At 51.8% G+C, this 23,982-nt stretch carries 18 protein-coding genes; 3 read left to right on the forward strand and 15 right to left on the reverse strand.

Annotation, left to right across the window (positions count from 1 at the left end):
- Positions 1–63 precede the first annotated feature (63 nt).
- Complete coding sequence (locus JQN73_RS04100; protein WP_240162424.1) at positions 64–969, reverse strand: SMP-30/gluconolactonase/LRE family protein; 906 nt, start codon at positions 967–969, stop codon at positions 64–66.
- A gap of 35 nt (positions 970–1,004) precedes the next feature.
- The gene (locus JQN73_RS04105) at positions 1,005–1,790 is read right to left on the reverse strand and encodes an SDR family NAD(P)-dependent oxidoreductase (RefSeq protein ID WP_205321873.1); all 786 of its coding nucleotides are present in this window, start codon (positions 1,788–1,790) and stop codon (positions 1,005–1,007) included.
- Positions 1,791–2,177: 387 nt separating this feature from the next.
- Here JQN73_RS04105 and JQN73_RS04110 point away from each other — a divergent pair, with 387 nt between their 5' ends.
- Positions 2,178–3,119: a LysR family transcriptional regulator gene (locus tag JQN73_RS04110; RefSeq protein ID WP_205321874.1), complete on the forward strand. Its 942-nt coding sequence runs from the start codon at positions 2,178–2,180 to the stop codon at positions 3,117–3,119.
- Positions 3,120–3,516: 397 nt separating this feature from the next.
- Entirely contained in the window at positions 3,517–4,881 is a 1,365-nt protein-coding gene (locus tag JQN73_RS04115) for an MgtC/SapB family protein (RefSeq protein ID WP_205321875.1), read from the forward strand.
- 34 nt (positions 4,882–4,915) lie between these two features.
- On the opposite strand, the gene JQN73_RS04120 is transcribed toward JQN73_RS04115, so the two are convergent.
- Complete coding sequence (locus JQN73_RS04120; protein WP_205321876.1) at positions 4,916–6,856, reverse strand: chorismate-binding protein; 1,941 nt, start codon at positions 6,854–6,856, stop codon at positions 4,916–4,918.
- Positions 6,857–7,096: 240 nt separating this feature from the next.
- Here JQN73_RS04120 and JQN73_RS04125 point away from each other — a divergent pair, with 240 nt between their 5' ends.
- The gene (locus tag JQN73_RS04125; protein ID WP_205321877.1) at positions 7,097–8,491 is read left to right on the forward strand and encodes an MFS transporter; all 1,395 of its coding nucleotides are present in this window, start codon (positions 7,097–7,099) and stop codon (positions 8,489–8,491) included.
- A gap of 62 nt (positions 8,492–8,553) precedes the next feature.
- On the opposite strand, the gene JQN73_RS04130 is transcribed toward JQN73_RS04125, so the two are convergent.
- The 12 genes from JQN73_RS04130 to rimM all read right to left on the reverse strand — a co-directional run bounded on the left by JQN73_RS04130 (position 8,554) and on the right by rimM (position 23,894).
- Positions 8,554–9,156: a DUF938 domain-containing protein gene (locus tag JQN73_RS04130; protein ID WP_205321878.1), complete on the reverse strand. Its 603-nt coding sequence runs from the start codon at positions 9,154–9,156 to the stop codon at positions 8,554–8,556.
- Positions 9,157–9,339: 183 nt separating this feature from the next.
- Complete coding sequence (locus tag JQN73_RS04135) at positions 9,340–9,900, reverse strand: TVP38/TMEM64 family protein (protein ID WP_205321879.1); 561 nt, start codon at positions 9,898–9,900, stop codon at positions 9,340–9,342.
- A 124-nt stretch (positions 9,901–10,024) separates the two neighbouring features.
- The gene (locus tag JQN73_RS04140; RefSeq protein ID WP_205323172.1) at positions 10,025–10,528 is read right to left on the reverse strand and encodes a M48 family metallopeptidase; all 504 of its coding nucleotides are present in this window, start codon (positions 10,526–10,528) and stop codon (positions 10,025–10,027) included.
- A gap of 76 nt (positions 10,529–10,604) precedes the next feature.
- Entirely contained in the window at positions 10,605–14,714 is a 4,110-nt protein-coding gene (locus JQN73_RS04145; protein ID WP_240162425.1) for a translocation/assembly module TamB domain-containing protein, read from the reverse strand.
- A 98-nt stretch (positions 14,715–14,812) separates the two neighbouring features.
- Positions 14,813–16,606 carry an autotransporter assembly complex family protein gene (locus tag JQN73_RS04150; RefSeq protein WP_205321880.1) on the reverse strand — a complete coding sequence of 598 codons (1,794 nt, stop codon included), beginning with the start codon at positions 16,604–16,606 and terminating at the stop codon, positions 14,813–14,815.
- Between the two features lie 357 nt (positions 16,607–16,963).
- A complete protein-coding gene (fumC, locus tag JQN73_RS04155) occupies positions 16,964–18,355 on the reverse strand; it encodes a class II fumarate hydratase (RefSeq protein WP_205321881.1) in 1,392 nt (463 codons plus the stop codon).
- A gap of 504 nt (positions 18,356–18,859) precedes the next feature.
- Positions 18,860–19,225 carry a DUF3579 domain-containing protein gene (locus JQN73_RS04160; protein WP_205321882.1) on the reverse strand — a complete coding sequence of 122 codons (366 nt, stop codon included), beginning with the start codon at positions 19,223–19,225 and terminating at the stop codon, positions 18,860–18,862.
- Positions 19,226–19,473: 248 nt separating this feature from the next.
- Positions 19,474–20,430 carry a CobD/CbiB family protein gene (locus JQN73_RS04165; protein WP_205321883.1) on the reverse strand — a complete coding sequence of 319 codons (957 nt, stop codon included), beginning with the start codon at positions 20,428–20,430 and terminating at the stop codon, positions 19,474–19,476.
- A gap of 338 nt (positions 20,431–20,768) precedes the next feature.
- The gene (locus JQN73_RS04170; protein WP_370551311.1) at positions 20,769–21,440 is read right to left on the reverse strand and encodes a CoA pyrophosphatase; all 672 of its coding nucleotides are present in this window, start codon (positions 21,438–21,440) and stop codon (positions 20,769–20,771) included.
- A 260-nt stretch (positions 21,441–21,700) separates the two neighbouring features.
- Positions 21,701–22,084 (reverse strand): 50S ribosomal protein L19, encoded by a 384-nt coding sequence (gene rplS / locus JQN73_RS04175; protein WP_108439945.1) that lies wholly within the window; start codon positions 22,082–22,084, stop codon positions 21,701–21,703.
- Between the two features lie 369 nt (positions 22,085–22,453).
- Positions 22,454–23,209: a tRNA (guanosine(37)-N1)-methyltransferase TrmD gene (gene trmD / locus JQN73_RS04180; RefSeq protein ID WP_205321884.1), complete on the reverse strand. Its 756-nt coding sequence runs from the start codon at positions 23,207–23,209 to the stop codon at positions 22,454–22,456.
- Positions 23,210–23,345: 136 nt separating this feature from the next.
- Complete coding sequence (gene rimM, locus JQN73_RS04185) at positions 23,346–23,894, reverse strand: ribosome maturation factor RimM (protein WP_205323175.1); 549 nt, start codon at positions 23,892–23,894, stop codon at positions 23,346–23,348.
- Positions 23,895–23,982: the final 88 nt, after the last annotated feature.

The following is a 23,982-nucleotide window of genomic DNA, read 5'->3' on the forward strand; positions in this document are numbered from 1 at the left end:
CAGGGTGACCAGGGTGAATGGCGGCGCTGAGCAACATGACAGCGATACCGCTCATTTTGGGCGTTACCCCTGAAACCGTCCTTCCGGCAGGCCACGCACATCGGTCAGCGGTATGCTAAAAACCCCGCCCGCTTGTGGTTCGGATTCCAGCGCCAGTTCGGATAAATCTTCGCGCGCGGTTGTGACGAACAGGGTAGACAATCCGGTGCCGCCGAATGCAACGCAGCTCGGTTGCGAAACAGGGATGGCGATGATGCGATCAATGCGGCCATCGGGGGCGAAGCGAACGACGCGATAGCCGCCCCACTGCGCATTCCATAGGCCGCCCTGGCTATCAATCGTGGAGCCGTCGGGGGAACCCGGTTGATCGTGGAGATCGGCGAATAAACGGTCGTTATTGAATGCAACAACGGGAACCGGAACGGTTTTATCTAACGATTCATAGTCGCAACAGCGAATCGTGTTGCTGATCGTGTCACAGTAATACATTGTTGCGCCATCCGGACTAAAACAGATACTGTTGCTGATTACCACAGGTGAAAGAGGCAGGCGCTCTAACGTTAAATCGGTATTAAGGCGGTAAAAACTGCAGTTCGGGGCGCGGTCTGCGGCGTCGGATTTTGTACCGAAGACGAAGCGTCCTTGCCGGTCACAACGGCCGTCATTGATCCGTGTGGTATGCAGATCTGCTTCAACCGCTACTATCGGCGTTACCTGACCACTGGAAAAATGAAACCAGGCCAATTGGGACGCCAGGCCCAACAATAACCGGTCGTCATCGAGCGTCAGTGCAAATGTCGCCAGCATCTCGGGCATAGCCCAGCTTTGCGTCTCACCACTAGCGAGCGTGTGGCACCACAACCGCGATGCAAGAATATCAGTCCATAACAACCGTCCGGACCGTTCACACCACAATACGCCCTCGCCTAACAAATGCTTGCCATCCACCAGCAGTTTAACTGTCGTCATCTTGGTATCCATTTGAGTCGCTTGCAGAAGGCTCCTTAGGCCCAGCCGCCGTCCACGATAAAATCCTGCGCTGTGCACATCTTGCTGTCATCGGCTGCCAAAAACAATGCCATGCGCGAAATGTCGGCCGAATCCAGACGTGTCTTCAGACACTGCATCTGATCGATTTCCCGGTCGCCGGCTTCGTCTACCCATAACCTGATTTGCTTTTCAGTCATTACCCAGCCCGGCACCAGAGTATTGACGCGAATATTATGCGGTCCTAAATCACGTGCCAGAGAACGGGTCAAGCCTTGAATCGCGGCTTTCGATGTGGTGTAAGCTGGCATGCCGCCGGTTTTGTTCATCCAGCTAATGGAACCAAGGTTGATGATCGAGCCGCCGCCCAGGGTCTGCATGTCATTGATCACCGCTTGTGCCGCAAAAAACTGATGACGCAAATTGACCGCCATCCCATTATCCCAGCTGGCGACAGTGGTTTCTTCAACGCTATGGCGCTGATCGTTGGCCGCGTTATTTACTAACACCGCGATTGGTCCAAAGTGTGCACGCGCCGTATTGATCGCAGTTTGCAGCGCCGGAATATCGCAGACGTCGCAGGGCAAAAAAAGCGGCACATGGCGGCCGGCGCCTTCAGCCATGATTGATGCGATCAAATTGTCTGCGGCCTCCCGATTACGACCAAGGAAGGTCACCTTGGCACCCTGCGCCGCAAATTGCGCAACAATATCGGCACCGATACCAGTGGTTCCACCACTTATCAAGACCGTACGATCTTTCAAACTAGGGTAGCTGGCATACGTTTTATTCAAGCTGGTCATCGTGTTCTGTCCTGTTAGGAATGGTCGTCGCAGGGGCCGAGACCGCAATCAGCCGAGCAAGTCATGTTCTCGCATAACTGCATGCCCAGGGTGGCGCGTGCTGGACAGCCAAATTCGGTTTAGCCCTGTCTATACTTACTTATTGTAAAGAGTTATGCGATATCTTTCTAATGAATTATTCCGCCAAATCAATACCGAATTTGGTATCATTTACTGAACACTGTTCTGCGGGCCGCAAATTCAGGGCTTACGCAAAATCGTCGCACCAGTCGGTTGCCAACCCAGCCGGCTAACCCGAGGGTCGAATACCGGGGCGCGAAGCCGGCCAGAAAAGTACAACGCCGCTAGAGCGGTTCTGCGTAAGTATAATAATGAGGGACAATAGACATGTCACATAGCGACAGTAACTGGTTTCTCCGCGCGCGCCTTAAGACGCGGCAGCTTTTGCTTTTAATTGCGCTTGACGAGGAGCGCAATATTCATCGGGCGGCGGAAGCTTTAAACATGACGCAGCCAGCGGCATCGAAGCAATTGAAAGACCTGGAAGACATGCTGGACGTGCAGTTATTCGAGCGCCTGCCGCGCGGCATGAAACCGACCATCTACGGCGATGCAATGATCCGGCACTCGCGCATGGCGCTGACTAGTTTATCAAAGGCGCACGATGACATCACAGCGCTCAAATCGGGTTTATCCGGACAAGTCGATATCGGTGCGATTCTTACACCGGGAATGAATCTGGTTCCCGCAGCCATTGCGCGGGTCAAGCAACATTCGCCGATGCTGCGGATCGGGATCGAAATCGAAAGCAGTAATATCCTGCTGGAACGCATGCAACGCGGTTCGCTGGATTTTATGGTGGCACGTATTCTTGATCAGGAAGATAACGGCACGCTTGAGTATGAGGAACTGGCCGATGAACCGGTATGTGCGGTCGCGCGTATCGATCACCCGTTGCGCAACGTCTCGAATCTGCAATTAAAGGACATTGCCGATGCTGGTTGGATACTCTCGCCACGCGGCAGTATTTTGCGCCACCGTAGCGACATGATGTTTCACAAGAACGGTCTGCCGCCGCCTGCAAATGTGATCGACACCACCGCCGCATTAGCCATTATCAGTTTGCTCCAGCAAACAGATTTTTTACATGTGATGCCGGTGGAGGTGTCACGTTTCTATGCGCAACTCAATGTGCTGGCTATTTTACCGATTGATTTGCCATGCAAAATGGATGGATTCGGCATCATCACGCGGCGCAATCAACTGCTATCGCCAGGCGCAAAAATCCTGCAGCAAGCGATTCGGGAGGCTGCAAAAACGATTTATTGATGCTGTATTTTATGCTGTATTCCAGTTAGGCCGGGGCCGAGCGCTGCATCGGCCGACTAGCGGCGACTAGCGGCGACATGCGGCGACATGCGGCGAATAAATGATTTATATAATAAATTGGCGCATAATGGACCTTGCTCACCGTTAACCTAGCAGCGGTAACGTAACTTGCCGTCGTTGATCCGTCGCTCCTGGTGCGGATTGGGTGCAACCAGTAAACTGTAGAAAAAAGTTTCGGTAGTGCCCCGTCGCTCCGAAAAAATTCTGATAGTCGAATGTGTTTCGTAAAGCGTAACCTGACGCATTCATTGACTTCTTTCATCAGAATTTTATTTCAAATCCGAAAAATTTTCACGTTCCGTTCATAGTTTCCCGTACTAACAATATATTGGCCTTCATGACAGTCATCGATCCTCACACCATCAATATCGCGACGCAACCACTTATTCAGATAGGCATGTCCCTGCCGGAAGTGAAATGGCCGTATTTGATCAGTCTGACGCGGCTCGGATTGGCATTGGCGCTGGGGCTACTGATTGGGTTGGAGCGCGAGCGACGTGGCAAAGAAGCAGGATTACGGACCTTCGGCCTGATCGCTTTGCTGGGTGGTATGGGCGGTATCCTCGGCGACAATTATGCGTATCTGATTTTACTCATGACTGGCGGTTTGACCGTATTTTTAAATCTGCAACGATTGCGCACACACGTCAGCACGGAATTGACGACCTCGGCTGCCATGCTGATTACTTGCGTGATCGGTATCTTGTGCGGCAAAGGTCACACTGCGACACCGGCATCCGTCATGGTCATTGTCACAGCCTTGTTGGCCTGGAAGGATCGGCTGGCCGGATTCAGCGTGGGCCTGACCGAGGCAGAAATGCGCTCAGCGCTGATGTTGGCGATTCTGGCAATTGTGATTTATCCGGCGTTACCTATGGGGCCAATTGGCCCATGGAACCTGATCGAGCCGCGCGCGGCATGGATTACCGTGATTCTGATTGCGGGTATTGGCTTCGTCAATTACGTTCTCTGGAAAATCTACGGAACACGCGGGATCGCGCTGGCAGGATTTTTGGGCGGTCTGGTCAATAGCAGCGTCACGGTCAATGAGATGGCCTCGCGTGCAAAGGACAATCATCCAGAAACAGTGAGCGCCGCCTATCGGGGCATTCTGCTGGCAACCTCGGCCATGACGATACGCAACGCCTGTCTGCTATTTATCCTGGCACCTGCAGCGGCATTGACGGCTGCGGTACCCTTCTTTTTAATGCTGCTGGTCAATGCCGGATGGTTCTTTATGGACCGTAACGCGCATCGGACCTCGGACGATCAACAGGCTGAACCGGTTGATCTACCATTGCCATTCTCAGTGCCCGCCGCCCTGAAATACGGACTCCTCTTTTTGATATTGCACATCGCTGGGGTGTTAACTCAAAATTACTTCGGCGAATTTGGCTTTTATGCCGTCAGCCTGATCGGTGGGATCGTCTCAAGTGCAAGTGCGGTGGCGGCAGCAGCCAGTTTGCTCACCAACAATGCGATATCGGCACATGTGGTATCAACCGGTGCCGTGATCGCCTCATTGGCAAGCGTGCTGATTAATCTTCCGCTGGTATTACGTGCGCGCAATCGTGGTTTAACGGTGCGCCTATCGCTGGCGATGGTGTCGATTTCCATCGTGGGCATCGTCGGTGCGCTGGCATCCGCACACGTGATACCGATAATGGTCAAACAGTTTCCGGTATTGGCGCAGTTTTACTGATTGAGCAGTTGGACGCAAGGCGCTGCGCAGTAACTTACCAGATGATTTCTGTTGCCAATGCACCGCGTAGTGCATTGCAGACCATCACCTGTTCGGCGATTTGGAGATCTGCACGCGTCAATATGCGTTCTGCGGCATTCCACTTCGGATTATTGAGTATCACACTCCGCATTACCCCAGGGAGCAATCCCGAAGCCAGCGGCGGTGTGTACCAACACCCCCCTATTTTCAGGAATACATTGCTACGCCCACCTTCGGTTAGTTCGCCCAACTGATTAAAAAACAGCATGTCGAATGCATCTCGCTGTTCGGCCAATTGCCAGCCTTGATCATAGCGAGTGCGCTGCGTCGTTTTATGCCGTAAAAACAGATCGTTTTTCTCTGTGGGGGTCTGAGCAAGAATCACTTTCACTGGATGAGGTAAAGCCACCAACGGCGCACTGGTAAAAGCCGCGGTGCCGTCCGCTGATAAGCTTAGACGCAATCTATAGGCGCCGTTCGTTGCAAAACGTGATGTGTGTGCCATCAACTGGCTCCGCATCTGATCCTCGTTCCATTGAAAGCCAAAATACACAGCAGACGACCGCAGACGGCTGAGGTGCAAATCCAGATACCGGCAGCCGTCTTCTCTGGTGGCATGCATCGTTTCAAACAACGAAAAATTACCCCGCAGGCCAGTTAAAAATTGCGCTTTCAATGCACATTCCGCGTATTCATCCGCCGCCATGCTGTCGTACACGATACCCGCTCCTACCCCCATCTCTCCCACACGAATACCATCCTCATTTTGAGCCTCCAGCAGTAACGTGCGTATCGGCACCGATAAGCAGAAATCTCCTATTTTCCGCTCCCCTGTGGGTGCATCAAACCAACCAATCGCGCCGGTATATAAGCGCCGCGGCGCTTTCTCCAGCTCAGCGATAATCTGCATGGTGCGGTGCTTGGGTGCCCCGGTAATCGAACCACACGGGTAAAGCGCTGTCATCAAATCAAGCAGACGAATATCATCTCTTAACCGCGCCTGCACGGTCGACGTCATTTGCAATACCGTGTTGAACTGGCTGACCTCAAATAGCGCCGGTACTGTTACCGATCCGCACTGCGCTACCCGACCTAAATCATTCCGTAGCAGATCCACGATCATCAGATTTTCTGCCCGGTTTTTTGGATCGGCTGCCAACGCCAGCGCTCTCCTCTGATTCTCACTGACCTCACTGACCTCACTGACCTCATTGACCTCATCACTGGCAGCCGCAGTTCCCTTCATCGGGCGCGTGGTCAAAGCGCCTTGATCATGTCGGACAAATAATTCCGGTGACAATGAAAGTACCGCGCGGCCATCCGGCAATCCGATCAGCGCGCCGTAGGGCACCGGTTGCCGCTGGCGCAACTGACGGTACAGCGACAGCGGGCTGCCGTACGCGTCAAAACGCAGGCGAAACGTGTAGTTGACCTGATAGGTGTCACCAGCTTCTATGTAGGCGTGGATGCGCTGTATTGCGGCAGAAAATTCGCTCGCATTGAGGTTGGCCCGAAGGTTGGCGATGCCAGAAAGATCGTCTACAGTACTGCCTGCCAGCCAATCATCAACTTGCACCGCGGTTAATTTTTGCAACTTTCCGAATAACAATACTTCCGCCAGCGGTTCAGCCGCGCTGGCTGACTCAGGCAAGACCAATGGGACGCCCTGCATCGCTGCGCCTAACTCATAGTGGAACAAACTCACCACCTGCAGGCCATCGCGTAAAGCCTGTTGCATTTGATCCAGCAAGTGCGCCAGTGTAGTGGCATCGTGGCACTGCAATGTGCCGCGATAATCGGTGTACAAACGTGAAATTGCAGCGTCGCTTTCAGCACTCCGATCATCGAACAAAGCAAAGCACGCTGAATCGACCACATCGGCGCTTCCGGTGCTATCAACAGGGGTGAGCAGTAAGGGAGGCGTAAAACCAGCAGATGCAAAGCGAGAAGTCATAATCGATACGAGGCGGGAATTGAGACCATTTTAAGCATTCACAGCAGGCAATCTAACGCAAGCGGGCCTTACAAAGAACATTGCAGCGAAGCCTATATGCTACCTGATTGCCGACCGATTAAGGGGTGACCGGCGAAATATCCGGCGAAGGGCTATACTGACGCACCTAAATCTTCGCTCTACGGCAGCTTTGACGGTGCCCGAGGAGGTGCCATAGAATGTCCGCCAACATCACCACCCATGGCAATTTCTCGCGTTTTTCTCACACCTCTGATTGTCGCCTGCGCACTATTCATGGAGAACATGGATGCGACGGTCATTGCCACTTCCTTACCTGCCATGGCGCGTGATATGGGTGAAAGTCCGATCGCGCTAAAACTGGCCATGACATCCTATCTGGTCAGTCTGGCGGTGTTCATCCCGATTAGTGGCTGGATGGCAGATCGTTTCGGGGCGCGCACTGTGTTTCGTACTGCTATCGGCGTGTTCATGTTCGGTTCCATCCTGTGCGGCATGTCGCATACGTTGGCAGAATTCGTCGCCGCACGCTTTTTTCAGGGTATCGGGGGAGCCATGATGGTCCCGGTTGGGCGACTGGTGATATTGCGTACTGTCTCAAAAGCGGACTTGGTCAAGGCGCTTAGTTACCTGACGATTCCTGCGCTGCTCGGCCCCGTGATCGGCCCCCCGCTCGGTGGATTCATCACTACCTATTTTCATTGGCGCTGGATATTCTTTATCAACATTCCGATCAGCATCGTCGGTATTTATCTCGCCAATCGCTATATCCAAAACCTGCGCGAAGAACAAACGGTTCCGTTAGACTGGATTGGCTTCATTCTGTCTGCGGTTGGATGCTCCTGCCTGATGTTCGGTCTGGCCAGTGCCGGTCGGCATCTGGTGAATAGCGACATCTCTTTTATTTGCATGGCAATTGGTGCAACTTCACTTGGCGCCTATGCCTGGCATGCGTTTCATTGCGAACATCCGTTGCTCAATTTGCGTCTGCTGTCGATTCCAACGCTACGCATGAATATCTTTGGCGGCTCATTGTTTCGCGTTGGTATCGGTGCTTTACCGTTCTTGCTGCCGCTCTTGTTTCAGCTTGGATTTGGCCTTTCACCATTTCAATCAGGCTTGTTAACCTGCGCATCGTCAATTGGTGCCATGTTTGTCAAGACGATCACGACCTTCGTGCTGAAACGCTTCGGCTTTCGCACCGTGCTGATTTATAACACTTTGTTCGGTGCCGCCTCGATGGCAGCCTTCGGCGCGTTGACTGCTGACACGCCGCATGTGATCGTGGGGGCCCTGCTGTTGTTAGGCGGTTGTATCCGCTCTATGCAATTCACCAGCCTTAACGCAATCGCTTATGCCGACATAAAGCCGCATCAAATGAGTCAAGCGACCAGCTTGACCAGCGTCGCCCAACAACTTGCCATCGGCATGGGCGTGACGGTGGGTGGTTACTCACTCCAGCTATCAAATCAGCTGCAGGGGCATGCAACGATTGTGAGTTCCGACTTTTGGCCAACATTTGTCACTATCGGCATGATTGCCGTCACCGCGCTCCCCTTCGCGTTAAAACTAAGAGCGGATGCTGGCGATGAAATGTCTGGACGTCGCACTACCTAATATTATGCATAGGTGTGGTCTATAGAGTGCCCTGAGAGGACCGCCCACGACCAGAGGCCAACTTAAACCCGTCGCCACACCAAAAGGCGGTTGTTGGCGGGCATCAGCTGATCTTCTGCTAATACGAGAAGGCTATCTGCCGCCAGCAGCACCAATTCCGCCATGTCCCGTATGCCCATGTGCGCCGCATAATCTTTCAAGCTGGCGTCAAACGCAGCATTGCTAGCGCTGGTAAATTGGCCGTCAACATTAAACGGCCCATAGGTGCAGAAGCTGCCACCGGTCGGCAGCAATCGTCCCACGCCTGAAAACATATTCTGCACTTGCGGCCAGGACATGATGTGACAGGTGTTGGCGGTGTACACCGCGTCGTACTGTCCCACCAGGGATGCCGCCCAGTCTGCATCGTCCATATCGAGCGTTAACGGCGGCAATACGTTGGGCAGTGCAGCCTCTTCTTGCCAAGCCAGAATGCTGGGGTGATTTGCCGCCAGGTCGCTGGTTTGCCATAGCAGATTTGGAAGCTGTTCAGCGAAATAAACAGCGTGCTGGCCGGTGCCGCTGCCGATCTCCAGTACGCGTCGGGACGTCTGTAAATGACGCGCCAGAACCGCTGCAATAGGATCACGATTACGCTCGCAAGCGACAGAAAATTGTTTACTCATTGTTATGTATTCCATTTCAATCGAATGACTATGATAGCCAAATAACGGAAATAACAGAAGTCAGCACTGGTGTAGCCGGCAAAATGACAAAGGGGAACGGAAGCCTGAGCGGGCGCAGTGTTGCAACTTTTAACACTTCACACTCAACACTCAACACTCAACACTTAATTTTCGAAATAAAACTTAACTTACATGCAATACCCTGCCGACATAATCAAAAAATAAGCAATACACCATAATCGGCAAAGGCAAACCCACCATGGTCCCGATCAAATATTGTCGAAATCTGACGCCCGATAAAGCGAGCGCATAGTTCAGCGCCGGAACGGTTTGAAATAATATCCGCAATAAGGCGATGCTCTTGATCGGATGAGCGTCCAAACCATGCAGTATCTTGCGAGCATACCGATTTTTTACGGCGCGGATCGCATCGCCGCCGATCAGGCGGATCGTCAAAAAAGTAAACACGCACGAAATCGAAGCTGCAAGGTAAGTGGCCAGCCCGCCCCAGGTTTTCCCCAGGGCGAGAACCGCCGCAGCCAAAAATATCCAGCCCGGCACCTGAATCAGGTTTCCTATACTGAACAATACGACAAAAATCAGCAAACCGGTGACTCTGTTGTCGACAAACTGCTGACGCACAAAAGCCAGATTAAAATGCTCGCGCAAACCGGAAAACTGAAATAGCGCAAGCAACGCCGCCAAAAAAAGAATCACTAATAACAAGCGTTTGTAGCGAAGCATGGTCAGCCTTGATGGAGAGAGCAGTCAGATTTTTGGGGCTTATCGCGCCACGTCGGCAATCATGTCAAACCGCTTTGTTATCACGTTTTGCTATTAGGTTTTGCTATTACGTTTTGCTATTAAACTAATGCCCATTTTTAAGCAATTCACGGTAAGTCAGGAACACCCGTAAATCGAATTCAAGCTGATGGTATTCCGGTAGCATGTACTCACACAGTTTGTAAAACGCTTTGTTGTGGTCTTGTTCTTTCAGATGCGCCAGTTCGTGTACGACGATCATTTCCAAAAACTCTGGCGCAGCTTCTTTGAACAGTGCCGCGACCCGAATTTCTTTTTTCGCCTTCAGCTTTCCACCCTGGACCCTGGAAATCGCGGTATGCAATCCTAAAGCTTTATGCGTCAAATCGAGACGGCTGTCGTACAGCACTTTATCGATGCTGGGGGCATTTTTTAGATGCGCCTGTTTCAGCGACAATGTGTAGTTGTACAGAGCTTTATCATTTTGCACCGCGTGCTTACCGGGATAGCGCTTCAGCAAATAGTCGCCTAAACGTTGCTGTTCGATAAGCTGGCGTATCTGGTCTTGTAGGGCAGGTGGATAAGCCTGTAGGTATCTGAGCGGAATCATCATGCAGCAAATCTAAAAAATATGGATATAAAATAAACCGTCTATTATGCACACGGCCTGACATCTTAGTGCAGTTTTATTGCAACTCTTCTTCCGATTTTTCGACGGCGCTTTTTCCCTTTTTTTCCGCCCAAAACGAATCAAAGCGTTTAGTGAACAGAACGTCTAGTCCGTTGATGGTCCCACCGCGTAAAACCATTGACCATCGGCGCGAGAATTGCCACGAGAGTTTCAATACGCTAGCAGCACTGGTCAGACCTTGTTCGTAACCGAGATTAATTTTTTCTGTAATCGCTTTGCCGATATTGACCACCTGTTCATCCACCAGGCCCGACTCGCTCGAACCGATAGAAAACTCATCGAGACCGACGCCTTGTGCGATTTTTTTTCCGCCATAATTTCCTAACAACGCCAAGGCTTGACCGGCGGCTTGACGCTGGCCAAGTGCACTGCTGTCGCTACCGTGACCGAACATCAACCACGACAGTTTTTCTTCGTCTGAGACGTTTGGTTCAGAGACCAGTTTGACTCTGGGTGCCGAGGCGTACCCGCTAATTTCGGCACCCGCTTCGACGTCTTGATTACGACGCATCGCCAGAATGTTGATGTTAGGATTGTTAAGCGGGCCCGTGAAATTGATCAGACCGCGTTCAATCGCCAGTTTGCGTCCAAACACTTCATAAGTCCCTGTGGTGACGCGGATCGTTCCGCTGGCCCGCAGCGGTGCCAAAGGTTCACTATGCACCGACATCGTACCGCCTAATTTCAGATCGGCACCACTGCCGCGGAAGCGAAAATCGTTCCCAAAATTAACTTCAATATTCATCACCGGCGTGAAGCTGCCTGCCGGTTTTTCTGCAGTTTTTGCTAATTTTTGCTTGTCCGTCAACGCTACCGAACTTGCGTTGCCGTTATTGCGGACGACGATGACATCATCGCCGAGCGTCGGTGCGCTATTCTTCGGTAAATCGAATAGGGCCTTGTCGATAATGAATTTGCCATCAACACGCAACTGCTCATTGACGTTTGCCACCTTTGCCTGCCCGGACAGCATCAACTGGCGGTCTGGACTGGCAAATAATTGCAACCGATCAGCGACAATGGTTGCTGTCACATCGGGATTCGACTTCCCCAACTGGAGCTGACCGGTCGCACGTATTGTTCCATCGCCACCGTGGAATTCCAGCTGCTGCAATGCAATAACATTTTTTTCCAGATTGATACGGGCGATACCATCTCGTAATTTTATTCCCTGATCGTACAAGGTGACGGCTAGATTGTCGCCGGAGACCTTACCGGAAATGGTGGGCTGTCCCACCATGCCGCCTAAGGTTAAATCCATCCCAAGGTTGCCATCCAGAGCAACTTGCGGTCCGATCAAACCACCCACGCTTTTAAGTTGTGGAATGCTGGCCTTTACACCGCCGGATAACGCAGAGTTGTCCGTGATCGTCAGGCCATTTCCAATACGAATCAGGCCCAATTTAACGTGGCCATTAGCAGAACCAATTTTGCCTGCCGACACTGCCGTATCCACATTGATCTGAGTTCCCTGCAAATCGGCACGCAATCGCAGCGCCGTCAATCCGAGCGCAATATCTCCGCGTCCCGACGCTACCCGAATATCGCCGCTACGACGGTTAATCTCGATAAAGCCGGTGGCCCGATCCGACAACCCGAAATCCCAGCGGCTGTCGAGTATCAGGTCGGTCTTGATCGGCGGCGCTTTGCCGGTGAATTCTTGTGCCAGATCAACCAGGGTTTTGACATTCAATGCATTCACCGCACCGGCAGATTGAATGCGGCCGTGGTCGATGTTCAGGTTTTTAAGATCAATGACAGCGTCGGCAATCGTCAGGCGGGTCGCGCCCAAAATAAGCTTATCTTCAGACGCGCTAATAGCTAAAGGGGTATCTAACGAGATCCGTGGCATCCCTTGATTTTTCAATTCGCTAAGAGTGCCTTGCCATCCATAACCGGCGGCGTTCTGCGTCACTTTTCCTTGCGCCGCCAAGGTCAGCGCTAGTGGTTTTTCACGTACCGTCCCGACCGTATCAAGTTTCAGACTGTGATCGCCAAAAGTCCCCATCAGGGTCGCGTTCAATTTGCTTAATGCGATATCCGGACCATGGTAACCAAGCGCCACAATGCTGAGTTGCAGGCGATTGGCGGCAGCATCTACCTTGGCATTCAAGTCCGCCTGAATGTCAGCTTGCCCGGACAAACTGTCGATTTTCTGCGCACCAAATACGAGTTTTTCCGCGCGATAAGTGGCCTTAACGGCGGGCTTTTGCATACTCCCGCTGACCTGCCCTTCCGTATGGAGTGCACCCGACAAACCGAATCCAAGGCGCTGCAATTCCGGCGCGTCCACCTTGAAATTAAAATGATCGCCGATTGCACCAAAATTTCCCTTTAGTTGCGCGCTATTTCCTGCGACCGACAGTTGCGCCTCACTTGGCAACAGCCGTTTATCGTTCACATTGATGACGCCGCCGCCGGTCATTGGCAGATTGTCGTACACACTATCAAGTATGTTGAATGTCAGCTTAAGCTGCAAAGTGGGCGCCAACTTCCCTGCGGCATCGAGATCCATGTTAATTCGGGCAGAACCAGGTTTCCCCGCTGTATCCGTTTTTTTATCTGCTTTTTTCCCTGCAGCCGGGCTATTCTTTATCCATCGAGTCGGATCGAAGTCACGCAATTTTCCCTTGATCGCGTAGGCCATGCCATCGGCGCGCGCCAACGTGCCGCTAGCATCCAGATGCGCTGGGCCCGCCACTAGCTCCGCGTGGCGCAAATCGATTTTCTTTGGATCGATCAAGGCATCAATTTTTGCCGCGATATTTTTGTCGGCAAGTTGCAGTCCGATCGTTTGCGTATCCGGCGTCAGCGTGACATTGACCGGACCGCGTAACTGCGACGATTGCAGCTTTCCATGCAAGGCATGCAAATCAAGATCCACAACATCAAACGTAAACTTGCCGGTATTTTTGTCCTTGCCATCCGCGTGATATTCGCCCGCACCATTGATGAAACCTTTATCCACTAATTTTATCTGCAGAGCGGAGAGTCGCTGGGTTTTTGCATCCAGCCGCAATTGGGCATCCAGCGCTACGACCGGCAAACGATCCTTGTCCAGTGCACCGGGAATAGCGTTAGAGATGTGCAATGGACCGCTCACACCCAACGTCGAAAAATCAATCTGGTTGTCTGACTGATTGGCTTTGACGGTGCCGCTATGATCCGGTTGGGGGTTAGAAATCGGCGTCAAGTCAGCTTGAATGTTCAAGTCCGCCAACGGCGCGCCGGCGCTGAATAACTTAGGGTTGATATGACTGGCGCTGATACTTACGCGCTCAAACGGAATCGGTGCGAAGGGTGTAGCGGCAATGTCAGCAGTGGCGCGCAGTTTGTCACCGCTGCCTAGCAATGCGAGGTGCAGGTCGGACAATGTGCCTGATACTTTGGCGTCAAGCTGGTATTTGTCCTGTTGGTACGCGCCTTTTAACTCAGCTCCGCCGCTAATCGAAAACGGCGATTCACCCTGGAGCTGCACAGTTCCATTGACGCTGCCAAACGCCGTGTCAAGACGCTCTAACAATAGCGAATGATGCACCCCGTCAGACCGTGCGTTCAACGACAGATTACTGTACTCCGTTGTACTTAACCCTTGCATCAGAGAAATTTTATCGAGCGTAATACCATCGAGCGACAATGACAATGGTAGTGTTAAACGCGCCGGTAACGTCAACGGCTTGGATGGCTTGGGTTGCATCCGTGCCTGCACCGTGCCGACGTGCAAGTAGCTAACGCTAAATTTGAGCGGCGACAACGTCAGTCGCCAACTCCCGTCGATCCTATCAATCGAAAATTGCTGCGTCGGGTCTTGATAGACCACGTTCTTCAGCCGTACGCCTTCTGCCAGGGTACCGCCGATCAGTTCTCCGCTCAGATGTTTTTGCGATAACCAGACCGATGCATTCCATATCGCTCTGGTTCCGGACTCCGTGCGTAAGCCAAAAAACAGCGCAGCGATCACCAACAAACCCATCAGCAACAGGGTCAAAAACGACGCGATTAGTCTGCGGACGAAGCGAGACCCGCCGCGGCCGTTTTTGTCCTTCGCTGGCGGCGAAGGATCGGGAGATGATTGATCGATACTTGATGCGATTGCTTTGGTCATGCAAATAGTTTATTTTAATAAATGTTGTATGAATAAATTGAACGAATCTGCGCTTACATCAGTGGTCCCGTGGCCCTCTGCCGGCAATCGAAAGTCGATCAGAACGCAATGCCTAGTGAAACGTGCGGTCGAAATTGTTTGGCTTGCACCCCATACGCCAGATCAAGGTTGACAGGCCCAACCGGGCTGCGCCAACGCGCGCCCACTCCCGTGCCGACCTTGATTTGCCGGTCTACCCAGCTATTCGTCGCCGCGCCGATATCGTAAAACACCGCAGCACCCCAACTATGATTGAACCAGTGCTGATATTCAGCGCTGGCAGTCACCAGATACTTGGTTGGATAGACGGTTCCATTTTGGGTATTGCCGATACTCTGATAACTATACCCGCGCACCGATTCGTTTCCCCCCGCACGAAACAACAGGGACGCCGGGACTTCCGCACTATCACCTTTGGTAAAGACTGCACCGCCTTCCAGACGAAAAATGATGATGTCGCGTTTGGCGATCGGAATGTATTTCTTATAACGCAGATACGCACGAAAGAAACTTTGATCGGTGAGTAAGCCTTTTAAAGCGATACCGGTCTGGACAGAAAATATATGGCCCTCGGTCGGAAAAATCTGGTCATCAACGTCCCGTCGGGTCCAGCTAAATCCCGGCACAACGGCTTGATGTTTGCCCGGCAAAACGACCGTGTCTGGCGGTAAGACCGCACCATCAGTCTGCTGTAGCGAATCCCGATAATAATCAAGCGTCAGCGCCGTATCGTAATTTTCCAGCGAACGCGCACGTTTCAAACCGATCCTCTGGCTACGCAAATCCACCCCTTGCAACGTGGTGCGATCATACGAGGAATTAATCCCATTCACAAAGCTGCGCTGGTCCGGCGGCATATTCAGGCTGAGCGAACCATACTGCTGGCGCTGCTCAATTTTAGCCGTACTATCAAACACCCAGGCATCCCCGAACACGTTGTAATTCGAATAGCCACCCTGCACTTGCGCACCAGTGTCTGTCGCATATCCGACCCCGGCACGCAGGCGTTGCGCCGGAAATTCGGTGACCTGGACTTTCACCGGAGTCAATGCTGGATGGTTCGGATCATCGTCAATGCCGACGATCACATTCCCGAAATAGCCGGTATTTTGTATTTGGCGTTGCAGGTAGAGCAAACGGTCCAGGTCGTAATTCTCACCCACGCTCAGTGGGTTGACGTTTTGGATGATCGTATTTGGATAGCGTTTTGTGCCGGCAATTTGGAGCCCACCCAGCGTGAATGACGGCCCGCTATCGTATTCCACCGACAACTGCGCAGCGCTATTGTCGGCCTCAATTTTAGCTTCGGAATGCACGATCTTCGCCGATGGAAATCCCTTGTATTGCAACAGCTGCAAACTATGTTCTTTGGCGGAATCCCAATCACTCTGACGAAACGGCTGGCCGACCGGCAAACGCCAGTTGCGCTGAATCCGGGGAATCCGCTCTGGCACTTCCATCACCACTTTTCCGGTCACATCGATAGTTGCACTGGACACAACCGTGCGTTGATGCGGATCGACTTTCAGATGGATTACTTTGACCTCACCAGGCGCGACCGTCACTTCAGTAGTCGGCAAAAAATAACCTTCAGTAGAGGTAAGTTGGGCAACTTGATCATTCACCGTGTCGAGCATGAATTTTAGCTGGTCGTCGCTGATATCGGCCCGATCCTTGTAGCGCACCAGATCGAGGTGCTCTTTCAGTAGTGCACTGATTTCTTTAGGTGCCTCAATCTCGACCTTATACACAGCAAAAGCGTTCGTGCCATGAAGAAAGAGGACGCCAAAAACCGCAACGCAGAGTGGGCTTGCGAACCAGAAGGCATATTTGCGGCGGCGGTATGTCCTCATGCGCAAGCAGCCCCGCAACAAAAGCAGATCGACGCAGCGTCGATCCTGGAATGGCCATATGAGGCAGTAAATACGGCAGAAAATTGAACCATAAGCGTTTGAGATTTAACCAAAAGTCAGTTTGCGCTGATAGCGTTTCGAAATCATATTCCCGTTACCCGGCAGCACAAAGCGATGACAATAAAGACAGATCGGATGACAAGAGTTTCCGACATGACAAAATATGCAACTGTCATTATAAATAATGCCAGCGCCAAGTCCCGCCGCAATCCTGGTTAATCAGGCGATTTAACTTTGTTTCACCTGCTTGCACGTAGTACCTCCCGGCAATGTTGCCAGGAGGTACTCCGCCGAAGGTTATTCTGGGGCGGTCATCCTGGATGGCTGCACCCAGGCGGTGAATTCCTCCTCGGTAACATAACCTAGATCCAGAGCGGCTTGTAATAAGGTACTGCCATCGTGGTGCGCATGCTTGGCGATTTTAGCCGCCTTATCGTAACCGATGTGCGGTGCCAATGCGGTCACCAACATCAGCGAGCGCGCCATTAGTTCCGCGATACGGTCCTCATTGGCGGCGATGCCTGACGCACAATGATGGTCGAAACTATGCATGCCATCGGTCAGAAGACGCACGCTCTGCAGAAAGTTATGTGCGATCAAAGGCTTGAAGACATTTAATTCAAAATTACCGGATGCGCCGCCAAAATTGATGGCGACATCATTCCCGAAGACTTGGCAACAGATCATCGTCAGCGCTTCGCATTGGGTCGGATTGACCTTACCGGGCATGATCGAACTGCCGGGCTCGTTTTCGGGGATACTGATTTCGCCCAGGCCAGAACGCGGCCCCGACGCCATCCAGCGCACGTCATTGGCAATCTTCATCAAGGCCGCTGCCAGCGCCTTCAATGCGCCATGTGCGGCCACCAGCGCGTCATGTGCAGCAAGCGCGGCAAACTTGTTTTCGGCGGTGCGAAATGAGGCATTCAGTGCTTTGCTGAGCTCGGCAGCGACACGTGCGCCAAACTCCGGGTGGGCATTCATGCCAGTACCGACGGCCGTGCCGCCAGCCGCGAGAGCACACAATCCATCCAGGGATGCGGCAATATTCCGTTCGGCAAAATCAAGTTGGGCGACGTAGCCAGAAAATTCCTGACCGAGCGTGAGCGGCGTGGCATCTTGTAAATGGGTGCGGCCGATTTTGACAATATCGTTGAACGCGACGGATTTTTTTTGTAATGTATCGCGTAATGTCCTCAATGACGGCAACAACAATTCGCTGATGCCCAATACCGCAGCAACATGCATCGCTGTCGGGAAAATATCATTCGATGACTGACTAAGATTGACGGCGTCGTTAGGGTGCACCAAACGTGCCTCGCCCCGTTCCCCGCCAAGTATCTCTGAAGCGCGATTGGCCAGAACCTCGTTCATATTCATGTTGCTCTGCGTGCCCGAACCGGTCTGCCAGACCGCCAAAGGAAATTCGTCCGGATGCTTGCCGCTACTGACCTCTGTCGCCGCCTGCATAATCGCATTGGCTTTTGATTCCGGTAGCTTTCCAAGGTCCAAATTTGCTTGCGCGCAAGCATGTTTGACATAAGCCAGCGCCGTAATCAGTTCGGTCGGCATACGCTCGGTAGAAATATCAAAATGGGCCAAAGAGCGCTGCGTCTGGGCGCCCCAGAGTCGTGCGCTGGGGACTTCAATATTGCCAAACGTGTCTCGTTCAATTCTGATACTTGCCATCTTTAGCTCCAAAAAGTAAAAGGTAACTTCAGGGTTTCCAGTATACCGATGAACCCGATCCAGATCTTATTCGGATTTCGGGATACGTAAAGGTGCGATGCAGCGGAAATCGCGGTACTGGATTCCGCGTGCTCCGTATCGTAAAGTCGGCGGCATTTTCGACCCCAAATTGGTACTTACGTTCCATGCGTCAATGGCGAATTTTCACGATCAATTAGTTGCCAGGACGAAGCCTGACAAGACCTCTCGACCAGTTGACGAATCGAAAAAGTTTACCCGATTCTCTAGCGGCGGCTAATGCGGCTAATGGACGTCCAATGATGCTTAAGTGCTAGCCAATTATGTCTGGTAGCTATCATAGTAGATGATTGCACGTAATCTAGTCTGATCACATTTGCTATGTGTTGCAGGGTATTTACTGGAATTAATTACTACCAGAAGTCACCAAGCCCCACTGCCACGAGCAGGTCTGGCCAACGCCAAACGCTTGGCGCCGTTTCAATATTAAGGATATTTAGGGGATGGCGCGGTCACAGCCGGATCGGTTTCCGGTAGCAAGCATGCGTGCACTATTTGCAGATCATTGTCTTTTGCAAAATTTACAACGAAATGGTACGCAAGCGGCTCGATTTCGCGTAGATCTTCATTCACGACGACCGAACGAATCCCATTCAGTAATGTTGGCAGGACGTACGGAGAATAGAGAAGATGCGAGTTTCTACCGCCGCCGCCTTCGGGGCGGAAACATGACATCGCGCCACATAGACGCTCCGCCCAATCGCTTGGACGAAACTGACGCCCATCAGAGGTTATTCCCTGAATAAAAAATTCACGGGCAGGCGCATTAGGGGGTTTAATGGTATCTACCATGGGGAAGGCTCATTTCTCTTTGATACTTACAATAAACATATTCTCAGCATCCTCGTGAGATGAGAGCAAGGGTTTTATGTAATTGAAGGTGATTGGAGCGAACGTACAAAGCATGCACGGCCATTCACCAATCAATCGACCGCGAACCGGTCGGTTAGTCCAATCCACAATTACGCAATCAATTCTTACGTATTATATCTTATAGAAGACCATCTAAAAATTAGATGGTCCATTGTCCGGAAGAACGGTCACCCCAACCAGACGCCCACTGAAAAAAGTAGTAGCAAAAACATCCACAATAACAAGGCGCGCCAAACCAGGCCAACCGTACTTTGGAGCGCACGCGGGGTAGGCAAATCGCCCGGTGGACTGTCAGTCTCGATTCCCGTCGAGTCCACGGTCGCGGCATCTACCGGAAGAAAATCACTGGCATTTTCATCCGGGGTACCCAACAAAATACCCATCGCACCACCGCCGGATGACAAAATAATGCCATCGGTTTCACTCTTCCAGCGGTTAGCAAAATTGCGCCAGGCGAAAATGGCATCCTCGAAATTACCCACAACAGCAAAAGCCGCCGCGGTCAATCGCGCAGGGATCCAATCTATCCAATAAAATGCCTGGGTTGCAAACCGACCGAACTCTTCACTTTTCATGTGATCCGGCTCATTCCAGGCCCGCGCCAGATACTCAGCAACTCTGTACATCACTGCACAAGCTGGGCCTAGCGGCATCAGGAACCAGAAAAATACGCCAAACACGTTCCGGTGCGTCGTGATTAAAGCCTTTTCCACCGCGATGCGAGATATTTCACCCACCTCCATATCGGTTGTATCCTGTTTGGTCCACTCGGCCAGCAACGTGCGTGCAGTCGCGTCGTCGCCGGTATTGAGAGCCAATTGAATAGAGGTGAAGTAATGGCTGTAATGTCGAAACCCTAAGGTCAGGTAAACAATCACAACGTTCCATATGAACGCTGCCCATGCGCCGATGTGCACACAGACCCAATAAATTAACGCTGTGGGAACCATTAAGGCCAGCATCACACAAAACCACCCCAACCTCCCGTGCCGCGCTTGCCCTGCGTTTAACCAACCTTCCACTACAAGGGCGAAGTGCTTGACCCATGTATAGACCGGATTATCCGCTCGAAGCGGTTTTAATTGCTCGATTAATAATGCAAACAGAATGGAGAGAAAAGTCATCAACGGCCTTAAAAGTCAGCAAATCCTGTTTATTTTATAAAACTGTCGCAAATCGTGCTACTGCTAATCATGCCAATTATCAGCAGCTTGCCGAGGCTGAGTAGTTCTGCATAATCGTCTTTAAATCACGCAATAGACCATACGATAACGCAGGCCAGTGGCAGAATCAAATTTGTCCGTCATTTACCAGAATTTATTTCTTTATAGCGGTCCAGAGGCCGCATATGTGTGCGCATAGATAGATATAGCACTAACGCCGCGACATCAATCATCAGACCGAAGCTGGTGATAGCGAACGTTATAAGAACTGGCTTAGGCGCCTCCTTCACGTCAGCAAATTATGCGCGAAGAAAGTGAAATAAGTTACGCAGCATGGCCGCGGTCGCGCCCCAGATGAAAAATCGCTCATACGGCATCGCGTAAAATGTCCGTCGGTAACCGTCGGGCAAATCGAAAGTCCGCAATTGATGATTCAGACCATCCATCAAAAAGGCGAGTGGCACTTCGAAAATTTCCGCTACTTCATCGGGATTAGCACGTAGTGATGCGGGGGGCCGAATAAGTCCGGCGACAGGCGTTACACGATAACCGGTCCCGGTAAAATATTCAGGTAAGGTCCCGATTACTTCTACTTCTCCACGTGGCAGCCCGATCTCTTCCTCTGCCTCACGTAACGCCGTCTCGGTCGGCGAGCTATCAGAGGGTTCAGACCTTCCGCCGGGGAAGCTCACCTGGCCTGCGTGGTCCGTCAAATGTGCCGTGCGCTGCGTGAACAATAACGTTGGCACGTCGGGGTGCATGATGATCGGGATCAGGACCGCAGCCGCTGTGGGCGTGCCCTCTCCCACCGATCCACGCAATTGCTGTCCGACACTTTCGGGAAACCATAGAGGCGGTCGGGCGAAGCGTTGTCGTAGCCAGTCAGCGTTCATCCGATCGGGCGCAAGCGCCATCTCACCAGCGACGGCGTCAATTGGCATCATCAGAGGATCGAGAGTAAGTTTGACCAAAATAATTCCTAACACGTCGCGTTACGATCTGGCGTGGCACTCCCGAAAGCGGTCACTCCCTAGCGCTTGCGATAAAGGCACCCGCCTTAACAAACGTCTGCTTGCGCACGACAGTATAGTGAGACAGTGAGACGGCTGCACCCGTTAGTGCAACCACAAACGGACTCGGCGCACGCATACCAAACGAACTCATAACAACAAAAAAAGGGCACCTTCTGGCGCCCTCCCTCTTGCAAACTACATGCCAGACCTGTATCTGTTTACGCTGCTGTTTTAGCGACAGTACGACGTTGTGGCAATTTTTCTTTGATACGCGCCGATTTACCCGAACGCTCACGCAGATAGTATAACTTAGCGCGACGTACATCACCGCGACGCTTCACTTCGATCGAAGCAATCAAAGGTGAGTACAACTGGAATGTACGCTCAACGCCTTCGCCGGAAGAAATTTTACGGACGATGAAGTTAGAGTTCAAACCACGGTTACGACGTGAAATCACAACGCCTTCGTAAGCCTGAGCACGTTTGCGCGTACCTTCGACTACATTGACGCTAACGATAACAGTATCGCCAGGTGCGAATTCAGGAATAACTTTGCCCAGGCGGGCAATTTCTTCTTGCTCAAGTTGTTGGATCAGATCCATTTTTAGCTCCATATACCATCTTGCTGACGCTATGTGCAATGCACTGCTCAGTAGAGGATGGGGTTACACATACGACCGGTCGGTCGCCCTTCTTACAACATTATAAGACTTACCCAAAATTGCCCTCAATCCAATGTGCTGTGCGTGCCTGACATCTACGCAGCATGGAACTAAGATATGGTCCGTGCCGGCAGAGTTGGCAAACCCGTTGTTGGGACAGTTTTGCGTAAGTCCTGAAATTCGGTTCAGCAATTAAACTATTTCTGGCAAGATTGATTGCCGTTACTTTTAAAACTTCTAAAACTTTAAAACTTAAAAAATACTGTTGAACCGCTTCAACACACCCGACGGTCACGCTAAAACATTGCGCTAAGCAGCTTCGATAGCGCTAATAAACTTTTCGTCGCTCGCGGTCAATAATCCGTCCTGACGTGCTTTGAGGATCAAATCCGGGCGCTTGCTCGCAGTTGCCAATAGCATCTGCTGACGTCGCCATTTTTCGATCTCAGCGTGATGCCCGCCCATCAGAATAGCTGGTACAGCCATACCATCGTATTCCTCCGGTCTGGTGTAATGTGGGCAATCCAGCAAGCCATTCACAAAACTATCTTCTACTGCCGAAGCGCCATCGTTTAGTACGCCCGGTAACTGCCTGATAACGGCATCCATCAGCGCCATCGCAGGCAGCTCGCCACCAGACAAAACAAAATCACCAAGACTGATCTCTTCGTCGACACAGCGATCCAGCAAGCGCTGATCAATGGCCTCGTAACGTCCGCACAACAACACCAGACCCGGTTCTGCGCTCAGTTGCATCACCCGTTGATGTGTCAATGGGCGCCCTTGCGGCGACAAATACACCACCCGAGGCGACATTGAATGCTGTTGCTGCTGACGTTGCCTGGCAGCGCCAATCGCCGCTTCCAGTGGTTTAGCCAGCATAACCATGCCAGGACCACCACCATAAGGCCGATCATCAACGGTACGGTGATTGTCGGTGGTGAAATCGCGAGGATTCCACAGCGCCAATTCGCACTTTTTTTGTTCGAATGCGCGTCGGGTAACACCCGACTGCGTTAATGCAGCAAACATCTCTGGAAACAGCGTGATGACATCAAATTGCATAACGCCCACCTGCTTTACATTCCACCAGAACTGTCCGCTGCCTAAGCTGAAAGATCGCGCCAGGATCGAAGGTTGGACGTAGACCCCAACGAACAATCAAGAAGTTGTATTCAAAAGCATGCGGAAACATAAGAGCCTAATAATCCAGACCCCAGTCCACCGTGATCTTTTTTGCCGTCTGATCAACCGTCTTGACGAATTGATCCACAAATGGCACTAACAATTCAGCTGGAGCCTTATCCTGACCGACAACATCTGGTAGCGTAATCCTTAAAATTGGATGTGCTCCATTGTCCATCAGGTCTGCCACCACACCCAATTGCTCACCTTGCAGATTTTCAACCGCCAGACCGATTAAATCAATCCAGTAAAACTCTCCATCGTCCAATGCAGGAAAATGGCTACGGCGAACGTGCACTGCGGTGCCTTTCAGCGCCTCAGCAGCCTCACGTCCGACAATGCCTACCAAACGGGCCACAATGTCACCACTGTGGTTTTTGGCTTGCATCATCTCGACATCTTGCAGATCTGCCATGTTTGGCTTACCCAGCCACCATTTTTTGGCATTCAGTAACGCATCAGCATCTGGCGAATACGGTTTTATCCGTACCCAGCCCTGAAGTCCATAGGCACCGGTTATATAACCGACCATGATCAAATCTGCAGGAGTCACAACGCTAGTCATGACTCCTGATTGCGCCGATTCCGCAGTTTTTGCAGCTGTTGCGACCGGAGCCACGATAGCTGCTGAAATGAGCGTAGACAAATCAGTT

The sequence above is a fragment of the Glaciimonas sp. PAMC28666 genome, from assembly GCF_016917355.1.
Taxonomy (GTDB): Bacteria; Pseudomonadota; Gammaproteobacteria; order Burkholderiales; family Burkholderiaceae_D; genus Glaciimonas.